The sequence below is a fragment of the Actinoplanes sp. NPDC089786 genome (genome assembly GCF_040684855.1).
Classification (GTDB): Bacteria; Actinomycetota; Actinomycetes; order Mycobacteriales; family Micromonosporaceae; genus Actinoplanes.
This window is the reverse complement of the sequence record NZ_JBFBGU010000001.1, coordinates 515,369-539,788: the sequence shown is the minus strand read 5'-3', so window position 1 is coordinate 539,788 and position 24,420 is coordinate 515,369. Positions and strand designations below refer to the sequence as shown.

Genomic DNA, 24,420 nt, shown 5'->3' with positions numbered 1-24,420 from the left:
TCTTGTCCTAGGTCAAACGGGGCGGCTACGAAGGTCGTCGAGAACCGTGCCGACCATCTGGATCGATCCCTCGTCCAGGACGTTGCCGAACTCGACCACTTCGGTGTCCGGCCCGGCCACCGCGGCCAGGGCCGGCTCCTCGCTCGGGACGACGAGCACCGCCAGGTCGGGACGGGGCTCGGCGGCCGCGTAGGGCACCACGACCACCTCGGCCCGACCGGCCGCGGCCAGCCAGTCCCGCACCTGCTCGGCCTGGTGGAGGGTGGAGTAGCGGACGCCGACCCGGGCCCCCTCGGGCAGCTCGGCCACCTTCATCAGGGTCCGGATGTGTGGCGCCACCACGATCGCCACGGTCTCGATCTCGCGACCGGCCGCATGCGCCCAGCGCCGGACCTCGGCCAGGTGGAAGAACGTGGTGATGACCAGCTCGGCATCGGCCGTCGCGGCGTCCAGCTCGGTGAGCAGGCTCGGGCGCACGTCGGCGTACAGCCGGTCGGAAAGCTCCTTGGCGAAGGCCGACGCGCGCTCTTCGTTGCACTCGGCGAAGACCGCCCGCACATCGGACCCGGCTTGCTGAGCGATGGCGTACGCGGCGTCGCGAACCGCCTCGGGGGTCATCCCGCCGCGCACCGCCTCCAGGACCGCCTCCCGCAGATCGGCCCGCGCGCGTGGCGGACGGCCGGCGATCGTCGTCCCCGACGCGCCCTTGGTCTCGATCAGCCGCAGTTCCCGGAGCATCGAGTACGCCTTGGCGACGGTGTTCCGGTTGACGCCCAGATTGTCGGCGAGCCGGCGGACCGGCGGAAGGCGATCACCCGGCCGCAGACCACCGCCCTCGACCAGGTAGCGGATCTGCTCGACGATCTGCCGGTAGACCGGCGTGGCCGACGTCGAGTCGACGGTCAGCTCGCTCATCTGATCACTCTATGTCATAGGACGACAAGAATCCGCTGGTGGTCTCGCCACCCCGGGGCGTACGCAAGGACGATGACCTTCGCCCTGCGCCACCTGCCCGGCGCCGTTCCCGAGGCCGACGTGGCGGCCATGCGCGAACGATTCTGGGCGTTCCTGGCCGATCGCCACGGGTTGCGGCCGGACCGGCCGGAGACCTGGACCGTCGAGCGGCCCCGCCATCTGCAGGCGCTGCGCCGCTCCGGGGCCTTCGCCGCGATGGCCGCGCCCGCCGTGGTCGCCGCCCTCGACGACCTGCTCGGCGCGTGGCAGCGTCCGAAGGCCTGGGGCCTGCCGCTGATCACGTTTCCCGGCGACGGCTGGAGCGTGCCCACCACCGGCTGGCATCTCGACTCGTGGCGGCCGGAACCCGCCTTGCCCGGGGTCACGGTCTTCACGTTCCTGCTCCCGGCCAGCCCGCGGGGCGGTGGCACAGTCGTGCTGGAGGGCTCGCACGAGCTGGTCAACCGGCACATCGCCCGCACCGGCGTCTGGGCGTCCGGCGAGGTGCGGACGGCGCTGGCCGACGCCCACCCGTGGCTGGGCGAGGTCTTGCGGGGCCGGCGAGCGGTCGGCGACACGGCCGTCCTCGACGGGATCCCGGTCACCGTGCGCGAACTGACCGGCGCCCCCGGCGACGTCGTCCTCATGCACCCGCGCACCCTCCACGCGGCCGCCCCCAACGCCGACCCCACGCCGCGCATGATGCTCGTCGAGATTATCGACAAGCTTTAGACATCCTCCGCGCGGACGCAGGTCAGGAGCGGGGTCAGCGGATGGAGACCTCGGACGCCGAGTTGGCGACCTGGTCGGCGGCCGACGTGACCAGGCTTCGGGTGTGGGCGGCCATGGCGACCTGCTCGTCCATGACCGAGGCGGCCAGCCGCTGGGCGTCGGCGACCGCGCCGAGCCGGCTGGTCATGCCGCTGACGGCGGTTCCGACCGCGGCCGCGCCCGTGGTCACCTCGGCGAGCGTGGCCTCGATGCGGGCGGTGGCGGTGGCGGTCTGGCCGGCCAGCTGCTTGACCTCGCCGGCGACGACCGCGAAGCCCTTGCCGACCTCGCCGGCCCGGGCCGCCTCGATGGTGGCGTTCAGGGCGAGCAGGTTGGTCTGGTCGGCGACGGCCTGGATCAGGTTGGCGATGGTGGCGATGTCGGCGACCGACGTACGCAGCTCCTCCAGGGACTTGAGGGCGGCGTCGGCGTCGCTCAGGGTGGTGGTGACCTGGTCGCTGGCGTGCGTGACGGTGCGGGTGACGTCGGACAGGGCCGACTCGAAGCCGCCGAGCGCCTCGTCGGCGTCGGTGCGGAGGCGGGCGCCGGTCGCGCTGGTGCGCTGGAGCACGTCCTCCAGGCGTACGGCCATCTGCTCGGAGCGTTCGAGCTGGGCCCGCGCCTCGGCCCGGGCCGACTCCTCGCGGCGGCTCGCCTGCTCGGCGGCCTCGCGCAGCTGGGTGGCGCTCTCCTCGGCCAGCTGGGTCTGGCGCGCCTCGTTCTCGCGGCGGACGGCGGCGTCGAAGTACCAGTAGGTGATCTGCGCGGCGGACATGGCCAGCACGAAGCCGGCGTGCAGCAGGGCCCGGTTGAACACCGCGCCGGCGCTGTGGTCGCCGTGCTCGCCGAAGACCAGGCCCGGGGCGAGCAGGCCGATGCCGAAGTGGTGGCCGGCGACCAGCAGGACGGCCAGCGCGAAGGCCAGCCAGTCCTGGTAGAGGCCGATCAGTGCGATCACCACGAAGAAGTGGAAGTGCAGGTCGATCATGCCGCCGCCGGCGTGCACCAGGGCGTCCGCCGCGAGCAGGAAGCCGACGCTGGTCGAGATGGCGCGGCCGCGCTGCGAGGCGGCCAGGCCGGCGATCACGCCGCAGACCATCACGCCGCCGAGGACGGTGAGCAGCAGCGGGGCGTGGTGACCGGGGCTGAGCTGGCCGGCGAAGAAGCCGATCACCAGGATCACCGGGACGTGCACCCAGAGCAGCACCCGGAGCACCCGGTGCCGGGCGTCGAAGGCGTGGTCGGAGAGCGGCACGTCGGGGATCAGGCGGGCAAGTGCCGACATCACTGCACCTTTCGGGATCGGGTCACCATCCCTACTTCGTCTCCGCGGTCTCCCATCGGCGCGTTCGGAGGGTGCAAAACGGGAGCTTTGTTCATTCCTTGAAGTTTCCTAACAGTAGTTGACGCAGCCTCAGACATCGGGTTGGCTCAATGTGTCCTCACGGCCCCCCAGCCTGAAGGTGCTGATCCCCCCATGCGCAAGAACCGTCTGCTCGCGTGCTTCGGCGTTGCTCTTGCCGGCGCTGCCGCGGCCCTCGTCCCGATGACCGCCTCCCAAGCCGCCGCGGCCTGCGCCGCGGCCTGGAACGCTTCCCAGGTGTACGTCGCCGACAACGTCGCCTCGCAGAGCGGCCACAACTACCGCGCCAAGTGGTGGACCCAGAACGACAGCCCGGCCACGCACAGCGGCCAGTGGGACGTCTGGGCCGACCAGGGCGCGTGCGGTGGCGGCGGCGGTGAGGACCCGCCCCCGGCCGGCGGCTTCCCGCTGAGCCAGACCCAGTTCGAGCAGAACTTCCCCAACCGGCTGCCGATCTACACGTACGCCGGCCTGGTCGACGCGGCCGGCCACTTTCCGGCCTTCGCCGCCGGCGACGACACCACCCGCAAGCGCGAGGTGGCGGCGTTCCTGGCCAACATCGACCACGAGTCGGGCCAGCTGCAGTACGCCGAGGAACACCAACCCTGGGGCGAGTACTGCGACCTCAGCCGGCCGTACGGCTGCCCGGCCGGCCCGACGGCCTACCACGGCCGCGGTCCGATCCAGCTGAGCTGGAACTACAACTACAAGGCGGCCGGCGACTACCTCGGCGTCGACCTGCTGCACTTCCCCGACCTGGTCAAGACCGACACGTCGATCACCTTCCAGACCGCCTTCTGGTACTGGATGAGCCAGAACGGCCCGAACACGATGACCGCGCATCAGGCGATCACCGGCGGCTCCGGCTTCGGCGGCACGATCCGCAGCATCAACGGGTCGCGCGAGTGCGACGGCGGCAACCCGGCCCAGGTGCAGAGCCGGGTCAACTCCTACCTGCGCTTCACGCAACTGCTCGGCGTCGACCCGGGCGGCAACCTGTACTGCTGATCACCACCCACAGGCTTCAACACGGAAGAGGGGCCGAGAGGGGTACGGCCGGGCGGCGGCCGTACCCCTCTCGATGACTTTGTCCTTGGTCTTGGGGTGACGACCCACCGGGCCGGATGGCGGGGGACGGCCTGGAGTTGCGGTCAGGCCGCCGAGATGGCGGGACCGGGTGTTCGGCGTACTTCCCAAGGGTTAGAGCGCGAGCTGCGGACGGGCCGGAACCCCCACCACCGCGGGCGCCGCGGCGCGCTGCGGGGGCAGTTGCTGGGGGACCGCGTAGGAGGCCGGGAGCATCATGGACTCGACCGCGGGCGCGATCGCCGGGCGTTCGTTGAGTGAGATCAGGCGGGCGGCGCGGGCCAGGGAACCCGTCTCGCCGTCGCGGAAGCCGGCCCGGTAGCCCTTCTCGTAGCGTTCACCGCGGCCCAGGGCGCGGCCGATGGCGAAGCAGGAGGAGCCGGCGAGGGCCAGGAGGAACAGCAGCGCGAAGGGTGTCATGGTCCGTCCTCTCGAGAGCAGCGAATCTCCCATTGACGTGCAAAATACGCGAAACCCGACAGAACCGGCCGTAACTAAGCCATGAGTGACGCGTTCGGGTGACGGAGGCTTGCGCGCTCGAGGAACGGTGGTAGGTCGGCCGCGTCGGCGGGGCGGCAGAGGTGGTAGCCCTGGCCGCAGGCGCAACTGAGCGAGCGCAGGGCCTCGAGCTGGGCGGCGTTCTCGATGCCCTCGGCGACCACCCGCAGGCCCAGGATCTGGCCGAGCTGCACGATCGTGCGGACCAGGGCCAGGTCTTCGGCGGTGAGTTCGGCGCGGGCGATGAAGGCACGGTCGATCTTGAGCTCGTCGACCGGCAGTTCGCGGAGGTACGCCAGCGACGAGTAGCCGGTGCCGAAGTCGTCGATCGAGAGCTGAACCCCGAGCGTACGCAGCGCGGCCAGCGACGACCGGGCCAGATCGGGCTCGCTCATCAGCACCGACTCGGTGAGCTCCAGGGTGACCGCGCTGGACGGCAGGCCGGCCAGGGCCAGCGCGCGCATCACGTCGTCGGCGAAGCGCGGGTTGACCAGCTGGAGGCCGGAGACATTCACGTTCAGGGTCAGGTCGGGGAACGTCCGGCGCCAGGTGGCGACCTGGGCCGCGGCGGTCTCCAGCACCCACTGGCCGATCTCCACGATCAGGCCCGACTCCTCGGCGATCGGGATGAAGTCGACCGGGCTGACCAGGCCACGACCGGGGCTGTGCCAGCGGATCAGCGCCTCGACCCCGGTCACCTCGCCGGTGGCCAGGCGGATCAGCGGCTGGTACTGCAGCGCGAACTCGCCCGCGTCCAGGGCCTTCTGCAGGTCGCCGCGCAGGCTCAGATAGTTGAGGGCCTCGGTGTGCATGTACGGCTCGTACACGATGACCTTGCCCGGGCCCTCCTTCTTGGCCCGGTACATCGCCACGTCCGCGTTGTTCAGCAGCACGTCGGAGTGCTCGGCGGTCTCCCGCGAGATGGCCACGCCGACGCTGGCCCCGATGAAGATGTCCCGCCCGGCCAACCGGAACGGGTCCTTCACGGCCTGGACGATCCGCTCGGCGACGCCGGTCGCGGCGTCCATCGGCGAATCGTGCAGCAGCACCGCGAACTCGTCGCCGCCGAGCCGGGCGGTGGTGTCGCTGGCCCGGACGCAGCCGCGGATCCGACCGGCCACCGCGGCCAGCAACTGGTCGCCGGCCTCGTGGCCGAGGCTGTCGTTGACCGCCTTGAACCGGTCCAGGTCGACGAAGAGCACGCTGGTCGGGTCGGTCGCCACGTCCCGCGACGCCAGCACCCGGTTGAAGATCTTCAGGAACAGGCCCCGGTTGGGCAGGCCGGTGACCGGATCATGGTGCGCTTCGTGAGCGGCTTCGGCGGTACGGGCGTCGGTCAGCGCCACGCTCACCTGCTGGGCGAACGCGGCCAGCTGCTCGCGGTGCTCGGCGTGCCGCTCGACCGGTCCGGGCAGCCGGGCCACCAGGCTTCCCGTCATCTCGCCGGTGACCTGCACCGGGGCGGCGATCACGGCGTCCCGGGCGAGCGGGCGGATCACCACCTGGCCACCGGCCATCGCCTCGCGGGCATCGCCGTCGTGGGTGGACGCCTCGGGTGTGCCGGCCGTGGACGCCACGGTCAGCCGCCGCGCCCGGCCCTCCTCGGCCAGCATCAGCGCCACCGAGTCGGCGCCCAGCAGGGCCGCGGCGCCGCTGGTCACCGCGTCCAGGATCTCCGGCAGCGGGCGCCGGTTGGAGATGGTCCGCTGGATCGTCAGCAGCGTCTCCACCAGCATCTGCTTGGTCCGCGCGACCTGAGCCACGCGTTCCGAGTCGGCGCGCAGGTTGCGCTCGTCGGAGAGCACCCGGATGCCGCGCAGCGCCAGGCCGAGCACCTGGGCCATGCCCTGCAGCACGTGCCGTTCCTCGGGGCTGAACTCGGCGCTGAGCCGGCCGACCATCAGCGCGCCGTGCTTCTTGTCCTCGCCGAGCGCGGTGTAGCAGGTGTGCAGCGCGCCCAGGGCGGGCACGCCCAGCCGTTTGTCGGCGCGGAGCAGCCCGGCCGACGGCACCTCCGTCCCGAAGCCCCAGGCGCCGCGGACCTGGTCGGCCAGCACCACGGCGGCGACCTCGGCCTCGACCATCTCGGCGGCCCGCTCCACGGCGGCGGCGACGGCGGTCTCCTCGTCGGCGGCCGCGTTGACCACCGAGAAGAACTCGGTGAGCTGATGTGACGACGAGTGGGACATGTCAGGCCAGCGCCAGGGTGACGAGGGTCAGGTGGTGGGTGCCGAGGGCGCCGCGGACCCGGGCGATCTCCCCGGCGGTGTAGAAGCCGGCGTACGGCGTGCTGCCCAGAGCGGAGCGCATCGCGGCCATCTCCTCCTGCATGCCGTCGGGTCCGAGCCGGCCTCGCCGCGCGCCGCAGTCGAAGGCGAGCACGCCCAGCGGCACCTTCCCGCCGAGGCCGTCCAGAGCTTCCCGGCACGAGTCGGTCGCGCCCCGGATCAGCGCGTCGTGGTCGGCCTCCATCAGCCAGCACAGCGCGCCCTGCGGAACGTCGGACATGCCCAGGATGGACCGGTCGGCGTCGTCGCCGTCGTGAATCACCCGGATGTCCTCCCCGTTGCGCCGGGACAGGCCGAGCGCCTGGAGCGCGTCCACCCCGTGGAACAGGTCGGCGGCCCGCTGGCCGGCCAGGTCGTTGCGGCGCAGCAGCACGTCCAGCGCGGGCTCGTCGTCCAGCTCGAAGATCCGGCCGCCCCGGCTGCTGGTGATGATCATCGGTGGCTCGACCCGGTGCCAGCCGTGCGCGACGCCGATGCCGATCGGGGCGTCCGAGCCCAGCGCGACGCCCACGACCGCGTCGGTGTAGACCGTGTCGCCGATGAACTGGAACGTCCGGGACTTGTCCGACCCGCCGCCGGCGAAGCCCCCGACCAGCGGCACCGCGGCGCCGAGCACCGAGTACGCGCCCCGGACCACCTCGTGCGGGTCGCCGGACAGCCCGTCGGCGAGCAGGATGAGCACGCTGTGCGGACTGGTCACGCCGGCCATCGCCTCGGCCGCCTCGGCCCCGGCCCGGCGGTGCCCGGCGTCGCCGATGTGGGCGACCTTCGCCCGTACGGTGAAGCCCTCACCGCCCAGCGCGGCCACCGACACCCCGCCCGCGCTCGCGCCGTCGTAGGCCAGCTCGCCGAGCGTGGACGCGCCCACCACCAGCGCGTTCGGTCCGGCCTCGTCGCGGACGGCCATCAGCAGCGCCGGCAGGTCATGTTGGTGTGAGGCGAAGACGAAAACCACCGCGGGGGTACGCCCACCGACCGCGGATGCCGCCGCCTCGGCGCCCGCCTTGGCGCTGTCCGCGGCGATGCTGTGACCGGCGCCGAACCAGCGGTGCGGTGTCTGCATGATCTTCTGATCGGCGGGTACCCACGGTTGCTGAGCGGTTGCGGCTGGGGTGCCGTGATTCCCCTGGGGCTGACCTGACAGGCTGTCACCTTGTGACTGACTCCGACCTGGCGCGGCAGGTTAACCGCGTTGCCCGGCTGACCGGCACGTTCACGTTGCGCAGCGGCCGCGCGGCGACCGAATACTTCGACAAGTACCAGTTCGAGTCCGACCCGGTGCTGCTCGACCAGCTGGCCGAGCAGATGGCGGCGCTCATCCCGGGCGGCACCGAGGTGCTGGCCGGCCTCGAGATGGGCGGCATCGCGGTGGTCACCGCCGTCGCCCGGCACGCCGGGTTGCCCTGCGCGTTCGTCCGCAAGCAGGCCAAGCAGTACGGCACCGCCCGGCTCTCCGAGGGCGCGGAGGTGGCCGGGCGGCGGGTGCTGGTGGTCGAGGACGTGGTGACCTCGGGTGGCCAGGTGGTGATCTCCACCGGCGAGCTGCGGAAGCTGGGCGCACACGTGGACCACGCGCTGTGCGTGATCGACCGGCAGGAAGGCGGCGGCGAGGCGCTGGCCGAGCACGGGATCACGTTGCGGGCCCTGCTCAACCGAGCCGCCCTCGACGCGGCGGTCTGACCGGGGCGTCAGCTGAAGTCGTAGAGGCTCGTGGTCGCCCTCAGGACGATCGTGCCGATGATGCCGACCACGAGCCCGCCGATCGCCACGCCGAAGGACACCTTCGACAGGCTCTCGCCCCGCCTGTGGGCGCGTTGCGCCATGGCCACGCCGGCCAGGCCGAAGAGCAGCGGGCAGACGACCAGCGCGATGACGCCCAGCACGATGCCGGCGATGCTGAAGCCGTTGCCGACGTCGGCCTGCGGCGCGAAGTAGGCGTTGTACGGCACGCCGACCGGGTAGTTGCCGGGCGGCGGCGGGTAACCGGGCGCGTAGCCCTGAGCCGGGTAGCCCTGAGCCGAGTAGGCCGCGGGGTGGCCGGGCGGCGGTGGCGGCGCGCTGTAGGCGGGGGCCGGCTCGGGGTAGAGCTGGGCTGCGGTCGGGGGCGGGGTGTAGCCGGTCAGGCCGGACGGCATCGGGCCGCCGAACTGGTCGGCCGCCGGGGCCGGGGACGTGAAGCCGCAGGCCGGGCAGGGCGCGCCGACGCTGACGCCGGTGCCGCAGTTCGGGCAAGCCATCGGTGGGTCTCCTCGGGGGGTGTTCAGAATCTGCGGCCGTAAGGATCGACGCGCACCCCGAGCACTTGAGCGTTAGGCGGCGGCCTCCGCGGCCAGCAGCTCGGCGATCTGCACCGTGTTGAGCGCCGCGCCCTTGCGCATGTTGTCGCCGGTGATGAACATGTCGAGCGCCCGGGGGTCGTCCATCGCCCGGCGGATCCGGCCGACCCAGGACGGGTCGGTGCCGACGGCGTCGATCGGCATCGGGAACTCGCCCGCGGCCGGGTCGTCGACCAGGATCACGCCGGGGGCGTTGCGCAGCACCGCGCGGGCGTCCTCGGCGGTCAGCTCGGAGCCGAAGACCGCGTGCACCGCGACCGAGTGGCCGGTCACCACCGGGACCCGGACGCAGGTGGCGGAGACCTTGAGGGCGGGCAGACCGAGGATCTTGCGCGACTCGTTGCGCATCTTCAGCTCCTCGGACGACCAGCCGTTCGCGGCCAGATCACCCGACCAGGGCACCACGTTGAGCGCCAGGGGGGCCGGGAACGGGCCGAGGTCGTCGCCGACCGCCTGCCGCACGTTGCCGGGGCGGGAGCCGAGCGTGCGGTCGCCGGCCACCTTCATCAGCTGGTCGTGCAGGACGTCGACGCCGATCTGCCCGGCCCCGGACACCGCCTGGTAGGACGCCAGGACCAGCTCGCGCAGGCCGTACTCCTGGTGCAGCGGCGCGATCGCCATGATCATCGCCATCGTGGTGCAGTTGGCGTTGCTGATGATGCCGCGCGGCCGGCGGCGCATCGCGTCCTGGTTGACCTCGGGCACGACCAGCGGGACGTCGGGGTGCATGCGGAAGGCGGCCGAGTTGTCGACCACGGTGACGCCGCGCTCGACCGCGATCGGCGCCCACTCCAGTGACACCGCGTCGGGCACGTCGAACATGGCCACGTCGACGCCGTCGAACGCCTCGGGCGTCAGCTCGACGACCGAGAGGTCTTCGCCGCGGCAGCGCAACGACTTGCCGGCCGAGCGGGCCGATGCGATCAGCCGGATCTCGCCCCACACGTTGCGCCGGGAGGAGAGCAGCTCACGCATCACCGTGCCGACGGAGCCGGTGGCTCCGACGACGGCGAGCGTGGGCTGCTTCGCCATCGCCGGGCTAACGTCCGGTGCCGGCGTAGACGACCGCCTGCTCGTCGCCGCCCAGCTCGAACTGGTCGTGCACGGCGCGGACGGCGTTGTCGAGGTCGCTGTCGCGGCACACCACCGAGACCCGGATCTCGGACGTGGAGATCATCTCGATGTTGACGCCGGCGGCGCCGATGCAGGCGAAGAAGGAGGCGGCCACACCCGGGTGTGACCTCATGCCGGCGCCGATCAGCGAGACCTTGCCGACGTGGTCGTCGAACAGCAGGCTCTTGAACTTGATCTGGCCCTGGATCTTGTTGAGCGCGGCCATCGCGGTCGGGCCGTCGGCCTTGGGCAACGTGAACGAGATGTCGGTGCGGCCGGTGCCCTCGGTGGACACGTTCTGCACGATCATGTCGATGTTGATCTCGGCCGAGGCGACGGTCTCGAAGATCCGGCCGGCGGCACCCGGCTCGTCGGGCACCCCGACGATCGTGATCTTGGCCTCGCTGCGGTCGTGGGCGACCCCGGTGATCAGCGCCTGTTCCACGGAAGGGTCCTCCATCGATCCGGTGACCATGGTGCCGGGCTTGAGTGAGTACGACGAGCGTACGTGGATCGGGACGCCGAAGCGCCGCGCGTACTCGACGCAGCGCAGCATCAGCACCTTCGCCCCGCCGGCGGCCAGCTCGAGCATCTCCTCGTAGGTGATCTTCTTGATGTGTCGCGCGTTCGGCACGATCCGCGGGTCGGCGGTGAACACACCGTCCACGTCGGTGTAGATCTCGCAGACGTCGGCCCGCAGCGCCGCGGCCAGCGCGACCGCCGTGGTGTCGGAACCGCCGCGGCCCAGCGTGGTGATGTCCTTGGTGTCCTGTGACACGCCCTGGAAGCCGGCCACGATCGCGATCGCGCCCTCGTCCAGCGCGGTGCGCAGCCGGCCGGGCGTGACGTCGATGATGCGGGCCTTGCCGTGCACCGAGGTGGTCAGCACGCCGGCCTGCGAGCCGGTGTACGACCGGGCCTCATAGCCCAGGTTGTGGATCGCCATCGCCAGCAACGCCATCGAGATGCGCTCGCCGGCGGTCAGCAGCATGTCGAGCTCGCGGCCGGGCGGGAGCGGGCTGACCTGGTTGGCCAGGTCCATCAGCTCGTCGGTGGTGTCACCCATCGCGGAGACCACCACGACGACGTCGTCGCCGGCCTTGCGGGCGGACACGATCCGTTCCGCCACCCGCTTGATGCGTTCCGCCGTGGCGACGGACGAACCGCCGTATTTCTGCACCACCAGGGCCACGGCCGCGGACTTCCTCTCAGCATGGGGCGGGAACGGACGCGGACCAGCTTAGTGGGAACTCAGAATCACGCTGGATGGCGATCCCAGAATCCGGCCTGTGCGCCGCGACACGCCCGGCGGCGGACCGCGACCGATGTGCGGCACAGAGGCGAGAATGTCTCGGTGCGTCCACGCCTGGTACCCGTCGTCCTGCTGACCCTTCTGGCCGCGGGCTGTGGGTCCGACGCGCCCGCGGCCGGCCCGTCGCCGGAGCCGAGCGACGACGTCATCACCGACACCTCGGCCGCGCGCAGCGAGCTGGCGGCGCGCGCGGCGCTGGCCCAGGACCACCGTTACTCCGCGCTCTACGACTACGACCCCGGCGACGGCCAGGGTGCCCGCTCGGTGGTGGCCACGGTCGCCACCGACGGCTCGTGGCGGGTGGACATCCCCGGCGGCGCGCTCGGCGGCGCCGCGGACGTGTCCGTCGTGCAGACCCCCGAGGGCGTCTTCCAATGCGCGATGCCGTCGGCGAGCAACCCGATCAACCCCTCCTGCGTCCGGGTCGCCGATCCGGACAAGCGCCTGCCCCGGGAGTTCGACCCCGGGGTGGAGCGGATCTTCCGGCAGTGGCTGAGCGTCTTCCAGGACCGGCAGTCGCCGCTGTCCGTGGTGGCCGCGAAGCCGCTGGCCACGCAGGGTCCGGCGGCGCAGGGCGCGTGCTACGCGGTGGACGGCATCTCGGCCGCGCTCAAGCCGCCGGTCGACGTCGGCATCTACTGCTACGCCGACAACGGCCTGCTCACCGCGGCCCGGGTCGACTTCGGCATGCTCACCCTGGTCAGCGTCGCGGCCGCGCCGCCGCGGATCGACCTGCCCGGCCCGCTGACCGGCGGCGAGCCGCTCGGCACCAAGAGTCCGCCGCCCGCGCCCACCGTCGATCCCTCGAACGGATCCATCGCCCCTAGCGCTCAGCCGCAAGGCTGATAGTGTTTCCGACGACATGTGGAACGCACTTCTCCTTCGCTGCCGCGACGAGGCCCGTTTCTAGGCCGACACCTCGTCGCGGAGTTGATGTGCGCGCGGCCGCCCTAGGTCCGTTCCCCTTTTCGCAGGAGCACATCCCATGTCTTCGAACGACTCAGTCGTGACTGACGACGCCATCGCCCGCCAACGCCCGAGCGCGATGCCGTTCCAGCGCTACCAGGCCTACCACCAGCAGTTCGCGGTGGAGCTGCCCGATCGGCAATGGCCTTCGCAACGCATCGAGAAGGCCCCGCGCTGGTGCGCGGTCGACCTGCGCGACGGCAACCAGGCCCTGATCGACCCGATGTCCCCCGAACGCAAGCGGCGCATGTTCACGCTGCTGGTGCAGATGGGCTACAAGGAGATCGAGGTCGGCTTCCCGGCCGCCAGCCAGACCGACTTCGACTTCGTCCGCCAGCTCATCGAGCAGGACCTGATCCCGGACGACGTCACCATCCAGGTGCTGACCCAATGTCGCGAGCACCTGATCGACCGCACCTTCGAGTCGATCCGCGGCGCCAAGCGGGCCATCGTGCACTTCTACAACTCGACCTCGACGCTGCAGCGCCGGGTGGTGTTCGGCCTGGACAAGGCCGGCATCACCGACATCGCGACCACGGGCGCGCGGCTGTGCCAGAAGTACGCCGAGATCCACACGCCGGACACCGAGATCTTCTACGAGTACAGCCCCGAGTCGTACACCGGCACCGAACTGGACTACGCGCTCGAGGTCTGCTCGGCGGTCATCGACGTGATCGATCCGACGCCCGACCGGCCGCTGATCATCAACCTGCCGGCCACGGTCGAGATGGCCACCCCCAACGTGTACGCCGACTCCATCGAGTGGATGCACCGCAACCTGCCCCGCCGCGAGTCGGTGGTGCTGAGCCTGCACCCGCACAACGACCGCGGCTGCGCGGTGGCCGCGGCCGAGCTGGGCGTGCTGGCCGGCGCCGACCGGGTCGAGGGCTGCCTCTTCGGCAACGGCGAGCGGACCGGCAACGTCGACCTGGTCACGCTGGGCCTCAACCTGTTCTCCCAGGGCGTCGACCCGATGATCGACTTCTCGGACATCGACGACATCAAGCGGGCCGTCGAGTACTGCAACCAACTGCCGGTGCACGAGCGGCACCCGTACGTGGGCGACCTGGTCTACACCGCCTTCTCCGGCTCGCACCAGGACGCGATCAACAAGGGCCTGACCGCGCTGGCCAAGGACGCCGAGACGGCCGGGACGCCGGTGGACGACTTCACCTGGGGCGTGCCCTACCTGCCGATCGACCCGAAGGATGTGGGCCGCACGTACGAGGCGGTCATCCGGGTCAACTCGCAGTCCGGCAAGGGCGGCGTGGCGTACATCATGAAGGAGGAGCACAAGTTCGACCTGCCGCGACGGCTGCAGATCGAGTTCTCCGGCGTGGTGCAACGGGTCACCGACAGCGAGGGTGGCGAGGTCGGCCCGCAGGCGATGTACGACATCTTCGCCGGCGAGTACCTCCCCGATCACCAGGCCTTCGCGCGGATCGTCATGCAGCGCTACACGACGGCCACGGTGGACGGCAAGGTCGAGATCGACGTCACGGTGACCGACCGGGGCGAGGAGAAGACGCTCACCGGGGTGGGCAACGGCCCGATCGACGCGTACGTGCAGGCGCTCCAGCCGCTGGGCATCCAGGTCCGGGTGCACGACTACGCCGAGCACGCACTGTCCTCCGGTGGAGACGCGCAGGCCGCCGCGTACGTGGAGTGCGAGGTCGGCGAGACCACGGTGTGGGGCGTCGGACTGGACGCGAACATCGTCACCGCCTCGATCAAGGCCGTGACGAGCGCGGTCAACCGGGTCCGCTAACCCCTCCGAGTGGTAGCCGAGCGCGCCATCCGGGCCTCGGATGCCGGTCTTGGCTACCACTGATCTTGGCTACCACTGAACGACGGCGCGCCACACAAAGCGGACACCCCGCTCTCCAGGGCGAGAAACGGGCACAACCCTCCTAGGCTTGGGGGGTGCTCACACGTACCCCCCTCGCTCTTGTCCTGATCGCGGCAGCGACCCTCACCACCGGCTGTGAAGTGGTTCCCCTCGAGCCCGCTCCCACGACGACGACTCCGGGCGGTGGCGAGGCCGGCGGCAGCACCAGCGGCAACCCCGCGAAGCTGCTCGCCGGCCTCAAGGAGGCCAAGGCCGGATCGATGCGCGGCTACACCCGGGACGAGTTCCCGCACTGGCGCGACACCGGAAAGAACTGCGACGTCCGCGACTCGGTCCTCAAGCGGGACGGCCGCAAGGTGAAGTTCTCCGGCTGCAACGTGGTCGGCGGCACCTGGACGAGCAGCTACGACGGCAAGGTCCTGACCAAGCCCACCCTGGTCGACATCGACCACATGGTGCCGCTGGCCAACGCGTGGCGTTCGGGCGCGGCGGCGTGGACCAAGGATCGGCGCGGCGATTTCGCCAACGACCTGGAACGTCCCCAGCTGGTGGCGGTGTCGCAGACCTCGAACCGGGGTAAGGGCGATCAGGATCCATCGACGTGGAAGCCTTCGGTCAAGGCCGAGTGGTGCGGCTACGCCGGGGACTGGATCACGGTGAAGAGCTACTGGAAGCTGACGGTGACCAGCGCCGAGAAGAAGGCGCTGAGCACGATGCTCAAGGAGTGCTGATGGCGGGCAAGCGCAGCGATCTGAACGCGCCGGGCGGCGTGATGACCGATGAGGTCGGCGTGATCACCGGCGAGGTGACGCTGATCAGCGAGGTGTCCGGCCAGGACGTGACGCTGACCGTGCAGTACAAGGACGCCGCTGAGTGGTACCACGTGACCGGCGGCAAGGTGAAGCTGGCCGACGCGGCCGACGCCGACGTGCTGCACGACTTCGCGGTGGCGCTGCTGCACCGCCCGGAGTAGTAGCTTTATTTACAGTCCTCGATGTAGCGTCGGGCATGGCCCTGCCTCAGATTCTGACCGCCGCCCTCCTGGCGGCTCCGGTGCCCGTTCTGTCGGCATCCACCTTCGGCGATGTCATCCCGGCGCCCGTCTCCGCGGTTCCCAGCGGCGCTGACTTCCACCTCGACCGCAACACCGTGATCCAGACCCGGACCCCGGCGGTCGGCACCCTGCTGGCGTCGGACCTCGCCGCCGCCACCGGGCTGACGCTCCCGGTGACGACCTCCGCGGCGCCGGCCGCCCGGAAGATCTCGCTGAGGATCGCCGGCGGTCTGGGCGACGGCTACCAGCTGACCGTCAACCGGAGCGGCGTCGAGGTCACCGGCGGCAACCCGGAAGCGCTCTTCAACGGAACCCAGACGCTGCTGCAGCTGCGCGAGGGCCGGGCCATCGCCGGCGGGACCGTCCAGGACCGGCCGCGGTTCGCCTACCGCGGCTCCCACCTCGACCTGGCCCGGCACTTCCACACCCCGGACGAGGTCAAGAAGTACATCGACGAGATCCGCCGCCTGAAGATCAATTATCTGCACCTGCACCTCAGCGACGACCAGGGCTGGCGGATCCAGATCGACGGCTGGCCCCGGCTCACCGAGATCGGCGGGGCCGCGGGCACCGGCGTGGACGGGGTCGGCGGCGGCTTCCTCACCAAGGCGCAGTACGCCGACCTGGTCGCGTACGCGGCGGCCCGGTTCGTCACCATCGTGCCCGAGATCGACATGCCCGGACACGTCAACGCCGCCCAGGTCGCCTATCCCGAGCTGACCTGTGACGGGGTCGCGCCGCCGCCCCGCACCGACACCGCGGTCGGCTACAGCTCGCTGTGCATCTCGTCGGAAACCACCTACCGGTTCGTCGAGGACGTGATCCGCGAGCTCGCCGCCATCACCCCCGGGCCGTACATCCACATCGGCGGCGACGAGGCGCACGCCACCCCGCCGGCCGACTACCTGACGTTCCAGAACCGGGTGATCCCGCTGGTCGCCAAGTACGGCAAGACGGCGTACGGGTGGAACGAGATCGCCCAGTCCCCCGCCGCGCACTCCTCCGTCGCCCAGTACTGGGGCACGACGCGCAGCAACCCGGTCCTGGCCGGCGCGGTGGCGAACGGCACGCGCGTGGTGATGTCGCCGGCCAACAAGGCCTACCTCGACATGAAGTACGACCGGAACACCCGGCTCGGCCTGACCTGGGCCGGTCTGATCGAGGTGCGGACCGCGTACGACTGGGATCCCGGAACGCACCTGACCGGCGTACCCGAATCAGCGGTTCTGGGGGTTGAGGCCGCCCTCTGGTCGGAGACGCTGCGCAGCATCGACGACATCGAGTTCATGGCGTTCCCGAGGCTGGCCGCGATCGCCGAGCTCGCCTGGTCGCCGGCCTCGACACACGACTGGGAGTCGTTCCGGTCGCGGCTGGCCGCGCACGGCCCACAGTGGACCGCACGCGGCGTCGACTTCTACCCGTCCCCGCAGATCAGCTGGGAGTAAGAGCCGTCTTCCGTCCTTGGACGGCCTCGCCCTCCGCCACCGGGAAATGACACGCGGTCTGGTGGGAGTCGGGGTCGTCCAGACGCGGAACCAGCGGCGGCTCCTCGGTCGCGCAGATGTCCTGCGCCTTCCAGCAGCGGGTGCGGAACCGGCAGCCGGACGGCGGGTTGATCGGGCTCGGCACGTCACCGGTCAGCAGCACCCGCTCGCGCTGGAGGCGGTCCCGCCGGCGCGGGTCGGGCACCGGCACGGCCGAGAGCAGAGCCACCGTGTACGGGTGGCGCGGGTTGCTGTAGAGCGACTCCCGGTCGGCGATCTCGACCACCTTGCCGAGGTACATCACGGCCACCCGGTCGGAGATGTGCCGCACCACGGACAGGTCGTGCGCGATGAACACGTAGGTCAGGCCGAACTCGTTCTGCAGGTCGTCGAGCAGGTTGACGACCTGAGCCTGGATCGACACGTCGAGCGCGGACACCGGCTCGTCGGCGACGATCATCTTGGGCCGCAGCGCCAGCGTCCGGGCGATGCCGATGCGCTGCCGCTGGCCGCCGGAGAACTCGTGCGGGTAGCGGTTGTAGTGCTCCGGGTTCAGGCCCACCAGCTTGAGCAGGTCTTGAACCGCGCGCTTGACGCCGTGCTCGGTCTTCACGTTCTGGATCCGGAACGGCGCCCCGACGATCGTGCCGACCGTGTGCCGCGGGTTCAGCGACGAGAACGGGTCCTGGAAGATCATCTGCATGTCCCGGCGCATCGGCCGCAGCCGGCCCTGTCCCAGGTGCGTGATGTCCCGGCCGTCGAACTCGACCTTGCCGCCGGTCGGCTCCAGCAGGCGGGTCAGCAGCCGGCCGGTGGTCGACTTGCCACAGCCGGACTCGCCGACCAGGCCCAGCGTCTCGCCCTTGTAGACCTCGAAGTCGATGCCGTCGACCGCGCGCACCGCGCCGACCTTGCGCCGCAGCAGGCCCTTGGTGATCGGGAAGTGCTTCTCCAGGCCCCGCACCGACAGAAGCGCGGTCTTCTTGTCGCTCATCACGCCTCCAGCCTCGGCTTGACCTCGTCGGACCAGATCCGCTGCCGCTCACCGGTGGGGATGTGACAACGGACCAGGTGCTTGCTGCCACCGGCCGGGCTCAGCTCCGGCATCGTGGTCGAGCCGAGTCCGCCGGTGCGCGGCTCGAACTGGCAGCGCGGGTGGAACGAGCAGCCCGTCGGCAGGTTGATCAGCGACGGCGGCAGACCCGGGATGGGAACCAGCCGGTCGATCTGCGGACGGTCCATGCGGGGCATGGATCCGAGCAGACCCCAGGTGTACGGGTGCTCCGGCCGGTCGAAGATCGTGGTGGCATCGGCGAACTCGATGCACCGGCCGCCGTACATGACCAGCACGTCGTCGGCCAGCTCGGCCACCACGCCCAGGTCGTGGGTGATCACGATCAGCGCGGAGTTGAACTCCGACTGCAGGTCGTGCATCAGGTCGAGGATCTGCGCCTGCACGGTCACGTCCAGGGCGGTGGTCGGCTCGTCCGCGATCAGCAGCTGCGGGTCGTTGACCAGCGACATGGCGATCATCGCGCGCTGCCGCATACCGCCGGAGAACTGGTGCGGGTAGTCGTCCACCCGGCGGTCGGGCTGCGGGATGCCGACCCGGCCCAGCATGTCCACGGCGTGCTTGCGGGCCACGCTCTTGGAGACGCTGTGATGGACCCGGTACGCCTCGACGATCTGCTGGCCCACCGTGTAGTACGGGTGCATCGAGGACAGCGGGTCCTGGAAGATCATCGACATCTTGTTGCCGCGCAGCTTGCGAACCGTCTCGTCGTCGCTGCTGACCACGTCCTCGCCGTCCAGCCAGATCTGGCCGGAGATCTTCGAGTTGCGCTTGTTGTAGAGCCCCATGATGCCGAGGCTGGTCACCGACTTGCCCGAGCCGGACTCGCCGACGATGCCCAGCGTCTTGCCGCGCTCGACCGAGAAGGTCAGGCCGTCGACGCTCTTCACCACACCGTCGTCGGTCGGGAAGTGGATCTTCAGGTCTTTGACCTCGAGGAATGGCTGTGTCTGGTCGGTCATGTCAGCCCACCCTCACTCTCGGGTCGACGACCGCGTAGAGCAGGTCGACGACCAGGTTCGCGATGACCACGAAGAACGCCGCCATCAACGTCACGCCGAGCACCTTCGGCAGGTCGTTGTTGGTGATCGCGTCGATCGCGTACTTGCCCAGGCCGGGCAGGGAGAAGACCGTCTCGGTCAGCACCGCGCCGCCGAGCAGCAGGCCGAAGTCGAGACCGAAGATGGTCAGGATCGGGGTGAGCGCCGCGCGCAGACCATGTCGCACGTTGACGTCGCGTTCCTTCAGTCCCTTCGCGCGCGCCGTCCGGATGTAGTCCTCACTCAACGTCTCCAACATGCCGGCCCGGGTCAGCCGGGCGTACTGGGCGGAGAACTGGAAAGCGAGCACGACCCATGGCAGCAGCAGCGAATAGAACCATTCGCCGGGATTCTCGGTGAACGGCGTGTAACTGCCGCCGTCCGCCGTCCAGTTCAGGGTGTAGCTGAAGACCAGCAGGCCGATCAGGCCGGTGAAGAAGATCGGCAGCGAGACGCCGGCCAGCGAGATGCCCATCGCGACGCGGTCCAGCAGGGACCCGCGGCGCAGCGCCGAGATGGTGCCGGCGGACAGTCCGAGGAGCAGCCACAGGATGGCCGCGCCGATCGCCAGCGACAGGGTCACCGGCAGGCGGTCCAGCAGGTCGGGCCAGACCGGCTGGTGGGTGATGAACGAATAACCGAAGCAGGGCGCCGGGCAGTGCTCCAGGCTCGAGCCGATGTTGTAGTCGGCGCCCACGAAGATGCCCTTGATCCAGCGCCCGTACTGGACCCAGATCGGCTCGTAGAAGCCCAGCTTGTGGGCGATCAGCGTGACCGTCTCGGGCGTCGCCGCCCGGCCGACGTAGCGGGTGGCCAGCGTCTCCGGCGTCCCACCGACGAGCCGCGGGAACAGGTAGAAGATCGAGAACGTGGCGGCGCTGACGATGAAGAGCAGCAGGACGGCCGCGAAAAGGCGCCTGATGATGTACGTGATCACTGAGGTTTATTCACGACCTTCCTTGACTAGCGACATGCGAAAGTGCTGCAACTCGGTCTCCACCGTCGTGAATAAATCTCATCGGTGCTCGGCTGGACGGCCGGCCCGAGGACATCCCCGGACCGGCCGTCTGCTGCCTTCACCTACCTGTCAGGTGTGTTCCGGCCTGGATCAGGCCACGCCGAGCGCGGTGTAGTCGTACATGTTGTACGCCTCGCTGACGAACACGTTGGTCAGCTTCTTCGGGCGGATGAGCAGCGACTTCGCGTAGACGCCGGGGAGGATGTAAGCGTCCTCCATGACCTTCTTGTCGATCTCGCCCCAGGCCTTCTCACGAGCGGCCGTGTCGGTGTTCGCGATCGCGGCGTCGAGCATCTTGTCGACGTCCGGGTCCCGGACACTCGTGTTGGACGAGCCACCGGTCTCCCGGATGACCCGGCTGTCCACGATCTGCGACAGGAAGCCGAAACCGTCGTTCCAGTCGGCGCCCCAGCCGTTCACGATCAGACCGAGCTTGTTGCTCTTCGCGTACGGCGGGTTGCCGGCGTACTGGGAGAAGTAGTCACCCTGCGGGAACGGCTTCAGCGTGAGCTTGATGCCGACCCGGCCCAGCGACTGCTGCAGCGACTCGGCGGCCGCCTTCTCCTTCGGACGCTCGGCCCGGTAGGCGATGTTGGTCTCGAAGCCGGCCGGCTGGCCACACGCGGCCAGGGCCGCCTTGGCCTTCTCGACGTCACCCTTGCCGTCCTGCGACGGGTACAGGTCGAACTTCTGGTAACCGGGAACGATCGGCGGCATCAGCGTGGTCGCGACGTCGCCACCGGCCAGCGGGCCGCCGTACGCGGTCTGGTAGCCGGTCTTGTCGGCGGCGAACTCCACGGCCTTGCGGCAGTCGGCCTTGTCGAACGGCGCGACGTTGCCGTTGATCGAGGTGTACCAGAGGCGGGCGAGCGACGCGTTGTCCGTGCTGGCCTTCACCGTCGGGTCGCCGACCACGCGGCCCAGAGCGGCCGGCTGCACGCCGGTGCCCACCACGTCGATGTCCAGGTCACCGGAGAGAAGCCGGTTGTCCAGGTCGTCGGCGTTGACGTTCAGCTGGACCTCGAAGCGGTCCGGCAGCGCCTTACGGACCGGGTCGCTGGCCTGGTCCCAGTTCGGGTTCCGCTTGAGCGCGAAGTCCTTGCCCAGGTTGTTCGTGTCGAACATGTACGGACCGGACGAGACGACGTGCTGCTTGTAGTTGGCGCCGGTGTCCTTGGCCTCCGGCACCGGAACCGTCTGCGACAGCGCGGCCAGGTAGTCGAAGCCACCGAAGGCCTGCTTCAGGTGGAAGACGACCGTCGTGTCATCCGGGGTGGTGATCGCCGAGTCGGTGTTCACGCCCTTCGACTTGTACGGGCCCTTGTAGCCGGCCGGCAGGTTCAGGAACTGCTCGAAGTACGCGGGGCCGTTCGGGAACGTCTCCTTGTCGATCGAGCGCAGCACGGCGTACTTGACGTCGGCCGCCTTGATGACGGTGCCGTCCTCGTACTTGATGCCGGCCCGGATCTTGTACGTCCAGGTCTTGCCGCCGTCCGACGGCGTGCCGACGCCCTCGGCGAGGTCGGGAGTCAGCTCGTTGCCGACCTTGCCCGGCTGCACCTTGAAGGTGAGCAGGCTGCGGCCGTACAGCCGGAGCAGGTTCCACGAGTAGCCGTAGTAGGTCTCGCCCGGGTCTAGGGTGTCCCAGTCCCCCGAGTTCGCCATGCGAATCGTGCCGCCCTTCTTGTCAGAAGGGTTGAACACCTTGGTCAGAGCAGCATTGAACTCCGGCTTCGCGGAAGTCGTGCCGCCGTCCGAATCATCGTCAGAACCGCCGCCGCACGCGCCGGTCAATCCGAGTGCCAGGACGGCCGTCGCGGCCGCCAGCACCCTGTTCTTGCGGATCACTTGTAGCAACCTCCCTGGTGGGACGGTCCGGGTCCGGACCGCCTGGCTGGAGTAGAAGTCATGTGGCGCATCAGCGCCGGCCCTTGGGGTCGAGGGCGTCTCGCAGGCCGTCACCGAAGAGGTTGAAGGCAAGCACGGTGATGAAGATGGCCATGCCCGGGAAGAACATGAAGTGCCAGATCGTGTAGAACCTGGACGCGTCCGAGAGCATGCCGCCCCAGCTGGCCGTCGGCGGGCGCACACCCACGCCGAGGAACGACAGCGCGGCCTCGAACAGGATGTTCGTCGGGATCAGCAGCGTGGCGTAGATCAGGATCGGCGCGATCAGGTTGGGCAGCATCTCCTTGAAGATGATGCGCGGCGACCGTGCGCCCAGGCTGCGGGCCGCGTCGACGAACTCACGCTCGCGCAGCGACAGGGTCTGACCACGGACGATCCGGCCGATATACGGCCAGCTGAAGAAGCCGATGATGAAGATCAGCAGGAAGATCCGCAGCCCGTCGCCGGTGAACCCGAACGCGTTGTCGGGCACCACGCCGACCAGCGCGATCGAGAAGACCAGCAGCGGGAAGGCCAGGAAGACGTCCATCGCGCGGCTGATGATCGTGTCGACCCAGCCGCCGAAGAAGCCGGCGATCACGCCGAGCGTCGTGCCGATCAGGGTGGACAGCAGCGTGGCGAAGAACGCGATCAGCAGCGAGATCCGGGCGCCGTAGACGATCCGGCTGAAGATGTCCCGGCCGTTCTGCGGCTCGACGCCGAAGAGGTGCTCGGACGAGATGCCGGTGCCGCCCTTGGGGGCCAGCGTGTTGGTGTCGATCAGGTCCTGGTGGAACTCGTTGGGCGGCGAGCCGAACCAGTCGGCCAGCAGCGGCGCGAAGATCGCGACCAGGATCAGCAGGATGACAACGATGCCACCGCCCATCGCGACCTTGTCGCGCTTCAGGCGGTTCCAGGCGATGCGGCCGAGCGAACGGCCCTCGATCTGCTTGGTCACGATCGCGCCGCCGGGCGCGGGATCGGGCGCCAGCGGGATCTGGTCTGAGACCGTGCCGGGTCCAACGACCATGAAGCTTCCGGTCCTCTCCCCGGCCACCGGCCACGGCGCCGCCGCCGTCACGGCACGAAGCCGCGAGATCGACCGGCCCCGCAGCGCGGGCAACCGATCGGTTGTTCGCGTACGTGGGGTGGTGCGGACCGCCTCGACAAGGATGGTCGTCGATGCGGACACGAACCAGCGGACGGGTTACGCCGCCGCCGTGAGAGGAACGCTCACGTAATCCCGTCCATCGGTCAATAGGCTTTCGGTCCGTTTATCGTTTCCTGGCCGGGCCGTGACGGCAGCGTGACAAAGCCCTCCGCGAACTCACGGTAACGCACAGTCGTATCGCCGAGGTGCGTTTCGGCACTTTGTGATCAACGGCCCCAACAGGACACCTACACCGCACGCCGACCTTCGAAGGCCCGGCCCAGGGTGATCTCGTCGGCGTACTCCAAGTCACCACCAACCGGAAGCCCGCTTGCCAACCGGGTCACCGCGATGCCCATCGGCTTCACCATGAGCGCCAGGTAGGTGGCCGTGGCCTCACCCTCGGTGTTCGGGTCGGTGGCCAGGATCAGCTCCTTGATCTCACCGGTGCCCAGCCGGACCATCAGCTCCCGGATCCGCAGGTTGTCCGGGCCGATGCCCTCCAGCGGATTGATCGCGCCGCCGAGCACGTGGTAGCGGCCGCGGAACTCGCCGGTCCGCTCGATCGCCACCACGTCCTTCGGCTCCTCGACCACACACAGCACCTCGCCGCCACGGCGCGGGTCGCGGCACACCCGGCACTGCTCCGACTCGGCCACGTTGAAGCAGGTCGTGCAGAAGCGCACCAGCTCCTTGACCTTGCGGAGCGTGGTGGCCAGCCGGTTCACGTCGGCCGGGTCGGCGGACAGGATGTGGAAAGCGATCCGCTGAGCCGACTTCGGGCCCACGCCCGGCAGCCGGCCCAGCTCGTCGATCAGATCCTGGATGGCGCCTTCGTACACCTAGAACCCCGGGAGCGAGAGCCCGCCCGCGGCCGGCCCCATCTTCTGGCTGGTCAGCTCACGCTGCGCCTCGGCCGCGTTGTGCAGGGCGGCGAGCACCAGATCTTCCAGCGTCTCGACATCCTCCGGGTCCACCGCCTTGGGGTCGATCTTGATCGACTTGAACTCACCCAGGCCGGTGACCACGACGGACACCAGCCCGCCGCCGGCCGTGCCGGTCAGCTCGGCGTCGGCCAGCTCGGCCTGCGCCTTCTCCATCTCCTGCTGCATCTTCTGCGCCTGCTTCATCAGCTGCTGCATGTTCGGCTGTCCACCGGGGCGCATCGCGTTGCTCCTA

General features: G+C 69.9%; 22 protein-coding genes and 1 pseudogene. 8 read left to right on the top strand and 15 right to left on the bottom strand.

The window, feature by feature from the left end:
- Positions 1–12: 12 nt before the first annotated feature.
- Positions 13–915, bottom strand: a complete 903-nt coding sequence (locus tag AB0O15_RS02570; protein ID WP_364313030.1) for a GntR family transcriptional regulator — start codon at positions 913–915, stop codon at positions 13–15.
- Positions 916–987: 72 nt separating this feature from the next.
- On the opposite strand from AB0O15_RS02570, the gene AB0O15_RS02565 reads away from it, so the two are divergent.
- Entirely contained in the window at positions 988–1,686 is a 699-nt protein-coding gene (locus AB0O15_RS02565) for a phytanoyl-CoA dioxygenase family protein (RefSeq protein WP_364313027.1), read from the top strand.
- Positions 1,687–1,720: 34 nt separating this feature from the next.
- On the opposite strand, the gene AB0O15_RS02560 is transcribed toward AB0O15_RS02565, so the two are convergent.
- Positions 1,721–3,010, bottom strand: a complete 1,290-nt coding sequence (locus AB0O15_RS02560) for a methyl-accepting chemotaxis protein (protein WP_364313024.1) — start codon at positions 3,008–3,010, stop codon at positions 1,721–1,723.
- Positions 3,011–3,202: 192 nt separating this feature from the next.
- On the opposite strand from AB0O15_RS02560, the gene AB0O15_RS02555 reads away from it, so the two are divergent.
- Positions 3,203–4,096 carry a glycoside hydrolase family 19 protein gene (locus tag AB0O15_RS02555; protein ID WP_364313022.1) on the top strand — a complete coding sequence of 298 codons (894 nt, stop codon included), beginning with the start codon at positions 3,203–3,205 and terminating at the stop codon, positions 4,094–4,096.
- Between the two features lie 192 nt (positions 4,097–4,288).
- Here AB0O15_RS02555 and AB0O15_RS02550 read toward each other — a convergent pair whose 3' ends face one another.
- From AB0O15_RS02550 to AB0O15_RS02540, 3 genes are all read right to left on the bottom strand, one after another.
- A complete protein-coding gene (locus tag AB0O15_RS02550; protein ID WP_364313019.1) occupies positions 4,289–4,594 on the bottom strand; it encodes a hypothetical protein in 306 nt (101 codons plus the stop codon).
- 74 nt (positions 4,595–4,668) lie between these two features.
- The gene (locus tag AB0O15_RS02545) at positions 4,669–6,861 is read right to left on the bottom strand and encodes an EAL domain-containing protein (protein WP_364313016.1); all 2,193 of its coding nucleotides are present in this window, start codon (positions 6,859–6,861) and stop codon (positions 4,669–4,671) included.
- A 1-nt stretch (position 6,862) separates the two neighbouring features.
- Complete coding sequence (locus tag AB0O15_RS02540) at positions 6,863–8,023, bottom strand: FIST N-terminal domain-containing protein (RefSeq protein ID WP_364313013.1); 1,161 nt, start codon at positions 8,021–8,023, stop codon at positions 6,863–6,865.
- A gap of 92 nt (positions 8,024–8,115) precedes the next feature.
- Here AB0O15_RS02540 and pyrE point away from each other — a divergent pair, with 92 nt between their 5' ends.
- Positions 8,116–8,640: an orotate phosphoribosyltransferase gene (gene pyrE / locus AB0O15_RS02535; protein WP_364313010.1), complete on the top strand. Its 525-nt coding sequence runs from the start codon at positions 8,116–8,118 to the stop codon at positions 8,638–8,640.
- Between the two features lie 8 nt (positions 8,641–8,648).
- Here pyrE and AB0O15_RS02530 read toward each other — a convergent pair whose 3' ends face one another.
- The 3 genes from AB0O15_RS02530 to AB0O15_RS02520 all read right to left on the bottom strand — a co-directional run bounded on the left by AB0O15_RS02530 (position 8,649) and on the right by AB0O15_RS02520 (position 11,601).
- Positions 8,649–9,197, bottom strand: a complete 549-nt coding sequence (locus AB0O15_RS02530; protein WP_364313008.1) for a hypothetical protein — start codon at positions 9,195–9,197, stop codon at positions 8,649–8,651.
- Between the two features lie 72 nt (positions 9,198–9,269).
- Complete coding sequence (locus tag AB0O15_RS02525; protein WP_364313006.1) at positions 9,270–10,328, bottom strand: aspartate-semialdehyde dehydrogenase; 1,059 nt, start codon at positions 10,326–10,328, stop codon at positions 9,270–9,272.
- 7 nt (positions 10,329–10,335) lie between these two features.
- On the bottom strand, positions 10,336–11,601 hold the full coding sequence (locus AB0O15_RS02520; protein ID WP_364313004.1) for an aspartate kinase: 1,266 nt from the start codon (positions 11,599–11,601) through the stop codon (positions 10,336–10,338).
- A gap of 162 nt (positions 11,602–11,763) precedes the next feature.
- Here AB0O15_RS02520 and AB0O15_RS02515 point away from each other — a divergent pair, with 162 nt between their 5' ends.
- From AB0O15_RS02515 to AB0O15_RS02495, 5 genes and pseudogenes are all read left to right on the top strand, one after another.
- Positions 11,764–12,567 (top strand): hypothetical protein, encoded by an 804-nt coding sequence (locus AB0O15_RS02515; protein ID WP_364313001.1) that lies wholly within the window; start codon positions 11,764–11,766, stop codon positions 12,565–12,567.
- 139 nt (positions 12,568–12,706) lie between these two features.
- Positions 12,707–14,455, top strand: a complete 1,749-nt coding sequence (gene leuA / locus AB0O15_RS02510) for a 2-isopropylmalate synthase (RefSeq protein ID WP_364312998.1) — start codon at positions 12,707–12,709, stop codon at positions 14,453–14,455.
- Positions 14,456–14,610: 155 nt separating this feature from the next.
- Entirely contained in the window at positions 14,611–15,267 is a 657-nt protein-coding gene (locus AB0O15_RS02505; RefSeq protein ID WP_364312996.1) for an HNH endonuclease family protein, read from the top strand.
- A gap of 29 nt (positions 15,268–15,296) precedes the next feature.
- Positions 15,297–15,509: pseudogene (locus AB0O15_RS02500) on the top strand (hypothetical protein); the annotation flags it as partial.
- 35 nt (positions 15,510–15,544) lie between these two features.
- Positions 15,545–17,035 (top strand): beta-N-acetylhexosaminidase, encoded by a 1,491-nt coding sequence (locus AB0O15_RS02495; RefSeq protein WP_364312993.1) that lies wholly within the window; start codon positions 15,545–15,547, stop codon positions 17,033–17,035.
- Here AB0O15_RS02495 and AB0O15_RS02490 read toward each other — a convergent pair.
- From AB0O15_RS02490 to AB0O15_RS02460, 7 genes are all read right to left on the bottom strand, one after another.
- Positions 17,022–18,068, bottom strand: a complete 1,047-nt coding sequence (locus AB0O15_RS02490; RefSeq protein WP_364312990.1) for a dipeptide ABC transporter ATP-binding protein — start codon at positions 18,066–18,068, stop codon at positions 17,022–17,024. The genes AB0O15_RS02495 and AB0O15_RS02490 overlap by 14 nt on opposite strands.
- Positions 18,068–19,108 (bottom strand): ABC transporter ATP-binding protein, encoded by a 1,041-nt coding sequence (locus tag AB0O15_RS02485; protein WP_364312987.1) that lies wholly within the window; start codon positions 19,106–19,108, stop codon positions 18,068–18,070. Before AB0O15_RS02485 ends, AB0O15_RS02490 begins: the two co-directional genes overlap by 1 nt.
- A 1-nt stretch (position 19,109) precedes the next feature.
- Entirely contained in the window at positions 19,110–20,123 is a 1,014-nt protein-coding gene (locus AB0O15_RS02480) for an ABC transporter permease (RefSeq protein ID WP_364312984.1), read from the bottom strand.
- Between the two features lie 171 nt (positions 20,124–20,294).
- Complete coding sequence (locus AB0O15_RS02475; protein WP_364312982.1) at positions 20,295–22,052, bottom strand: ABC transporter substrate-binding protein; 1,758 nt, start codon at positions 22,050–22,052, stop codon at positions 20,295–20,297.
- A 70-nt stretch (positions 22,053–22,122) separates the two neighbouring features.
- Positions 22,123–23,121 carry an ABC transporter permease gene (locus tag AB0O15_RS02470; protein WP_364312980.1) on the bottom strand — a complete coding sequence of 333 codons (999 nt, stop codon included), beginning with the start codon at positions 23,119–23,121 and terminating at the stop codon, positions 22,123–22,125.
- Positions 23,122–23,489: 368 nt separating this feature from the next.
- Positions 23,490–24,083, bottom strand: coding sequence for a recombination mediator RecR (gene recR, locus AB0O15_RS02465; RefSeq protein ID WP_364312977.1), 594 nt, complete (start codon positions 24,081–24,083; stop codon positions 23,490–23,492).
- Complete coding sequence (locus AB0O15_RS02460) at positions 24,084–24,383, bottom strand: YbaB/EbfC family nucleoid-associated protein (RefSeq protein ID WP_364316973.1); 300 nt, start codon at positions 24,381–24,383, stop codon at positions 24,084–24,086. It abuts the gene before it with no gap.
- Positions 24,384–24,420: the final 37 nt, after the last annotated feature.

Excerpts from the sequence above, each read along its gene's own strand:
- AB0O15_RS02490 (WP_364312990.1), bottom strand. The coding sequence starts at position 18,068 with ATGAGCGACAAGAAGACCGCGCTTCTGTCGGTGCGGGGCCTGGAGAAG.
- AB0O15_RS02485 (WP_364312987.1), bottom strand. The coding sequence starts at position 19,108 with ATGACCGACCAGACACAGCCATTCCTCGAGGTCAAAGACCTGAAGATC.
- AB0O15_RS02555 (WP_364313022.1), top strand. The coding sequence starts at position 3,203 with ATGCGCAAGAACCGTCTGCTCGCGTGCTTCGGCGTTGCTCTTGCCGGC.
- AB0O15_RS02570 (WP_364313030.1), bottom strand. The coding sequence starts at position 915 with ATGAGCGAGCTGACCGTCGACTCGACGTCGGCCACGCCGGTCTACCGG.
- AB0O15_RS02550 (WP_364313019.1), bottom strand. The coding sequence starts at position 4,594 with ATGACACCCTTCGCGCTGCTGTTCCTCCTGGCCCTCGCCGGCTCCTCC.
- AB0O15_RS02545 (WP_364313016.1), bottom strand. The coding sequence starts at position 6,861 with ATGTCCCACTCGTCGTCACATCAGCTCACCGAGTTCTTCTCGGTGGTC.
- AB0O15_RS02530 (WP_364313008.1), bottom strand. The coding sequence starts at position 9,197 with ATGGCTTGCCCGAACTGCGGCACCGGCGTCAGCGTCGGCGCGCCCTGC.
- AB0O15_RS02495 (WP_364312993.1), top strand. The coding sequence starts at position 15,545 with ATGGCCCTGCCTCAGATTCTGACCGCCGCCCTCCTGGCGGCTCCGGTG.
- AB0O15_RS02525 (WP_364313006.1), bottom strand. The coding sequence starts at position 10,328 with ATGGCGAAGCAGCCCACGCTCGCCGTCGTCGGAGCCACCGGCTCCGTC.
- AB0O15_RS02470 (WP_364312980.1), bottom strand. The coding sequence starts at position 23,121 with ATGGTCGTTGGACCCGGCACGGTCTCAGACCAGATCCCGCTGGCGCCC.
- AB0O15_RS02460 (WP_364316973.1), bottom strand. The coding sequence starts at position 24,383 with ATGCAGCAGCTGATGAAGCAGGCGCAGAAGATGCAGCAGGAGATGGAG.
- AB0O15_RS02560 (WP_364313024.1), bottom strand. The coding sequence starts at position 3,010 with ATGTCGGCACTTGCCCGCCTGATCCCCGACGTGCCGCTCTCCGACCAC.
- AB0O15_RS02540 (WP_364313013.1), bottom strand. The coding sequence starts at position 8,023 with ATGCAGACACCGCACCGCTGGTTCGGCGCCGGTCACAGCATCGCCGCG.
- AB0O15_RS02565 (WP_364313027.1), top strand. The coding sequence starts at position 988 with ATGACCTTCGCCCTGCGCCACCTGCCCGGCGCCGTTCCCGAGGCCGAC.
- leuA (WP_364312998.1), top strand. The coding sequence starts at position 12,707 with ATGTCTTCGAACGACTCAGTCGTGACTGACGACGCCATCGCCCGCCAA.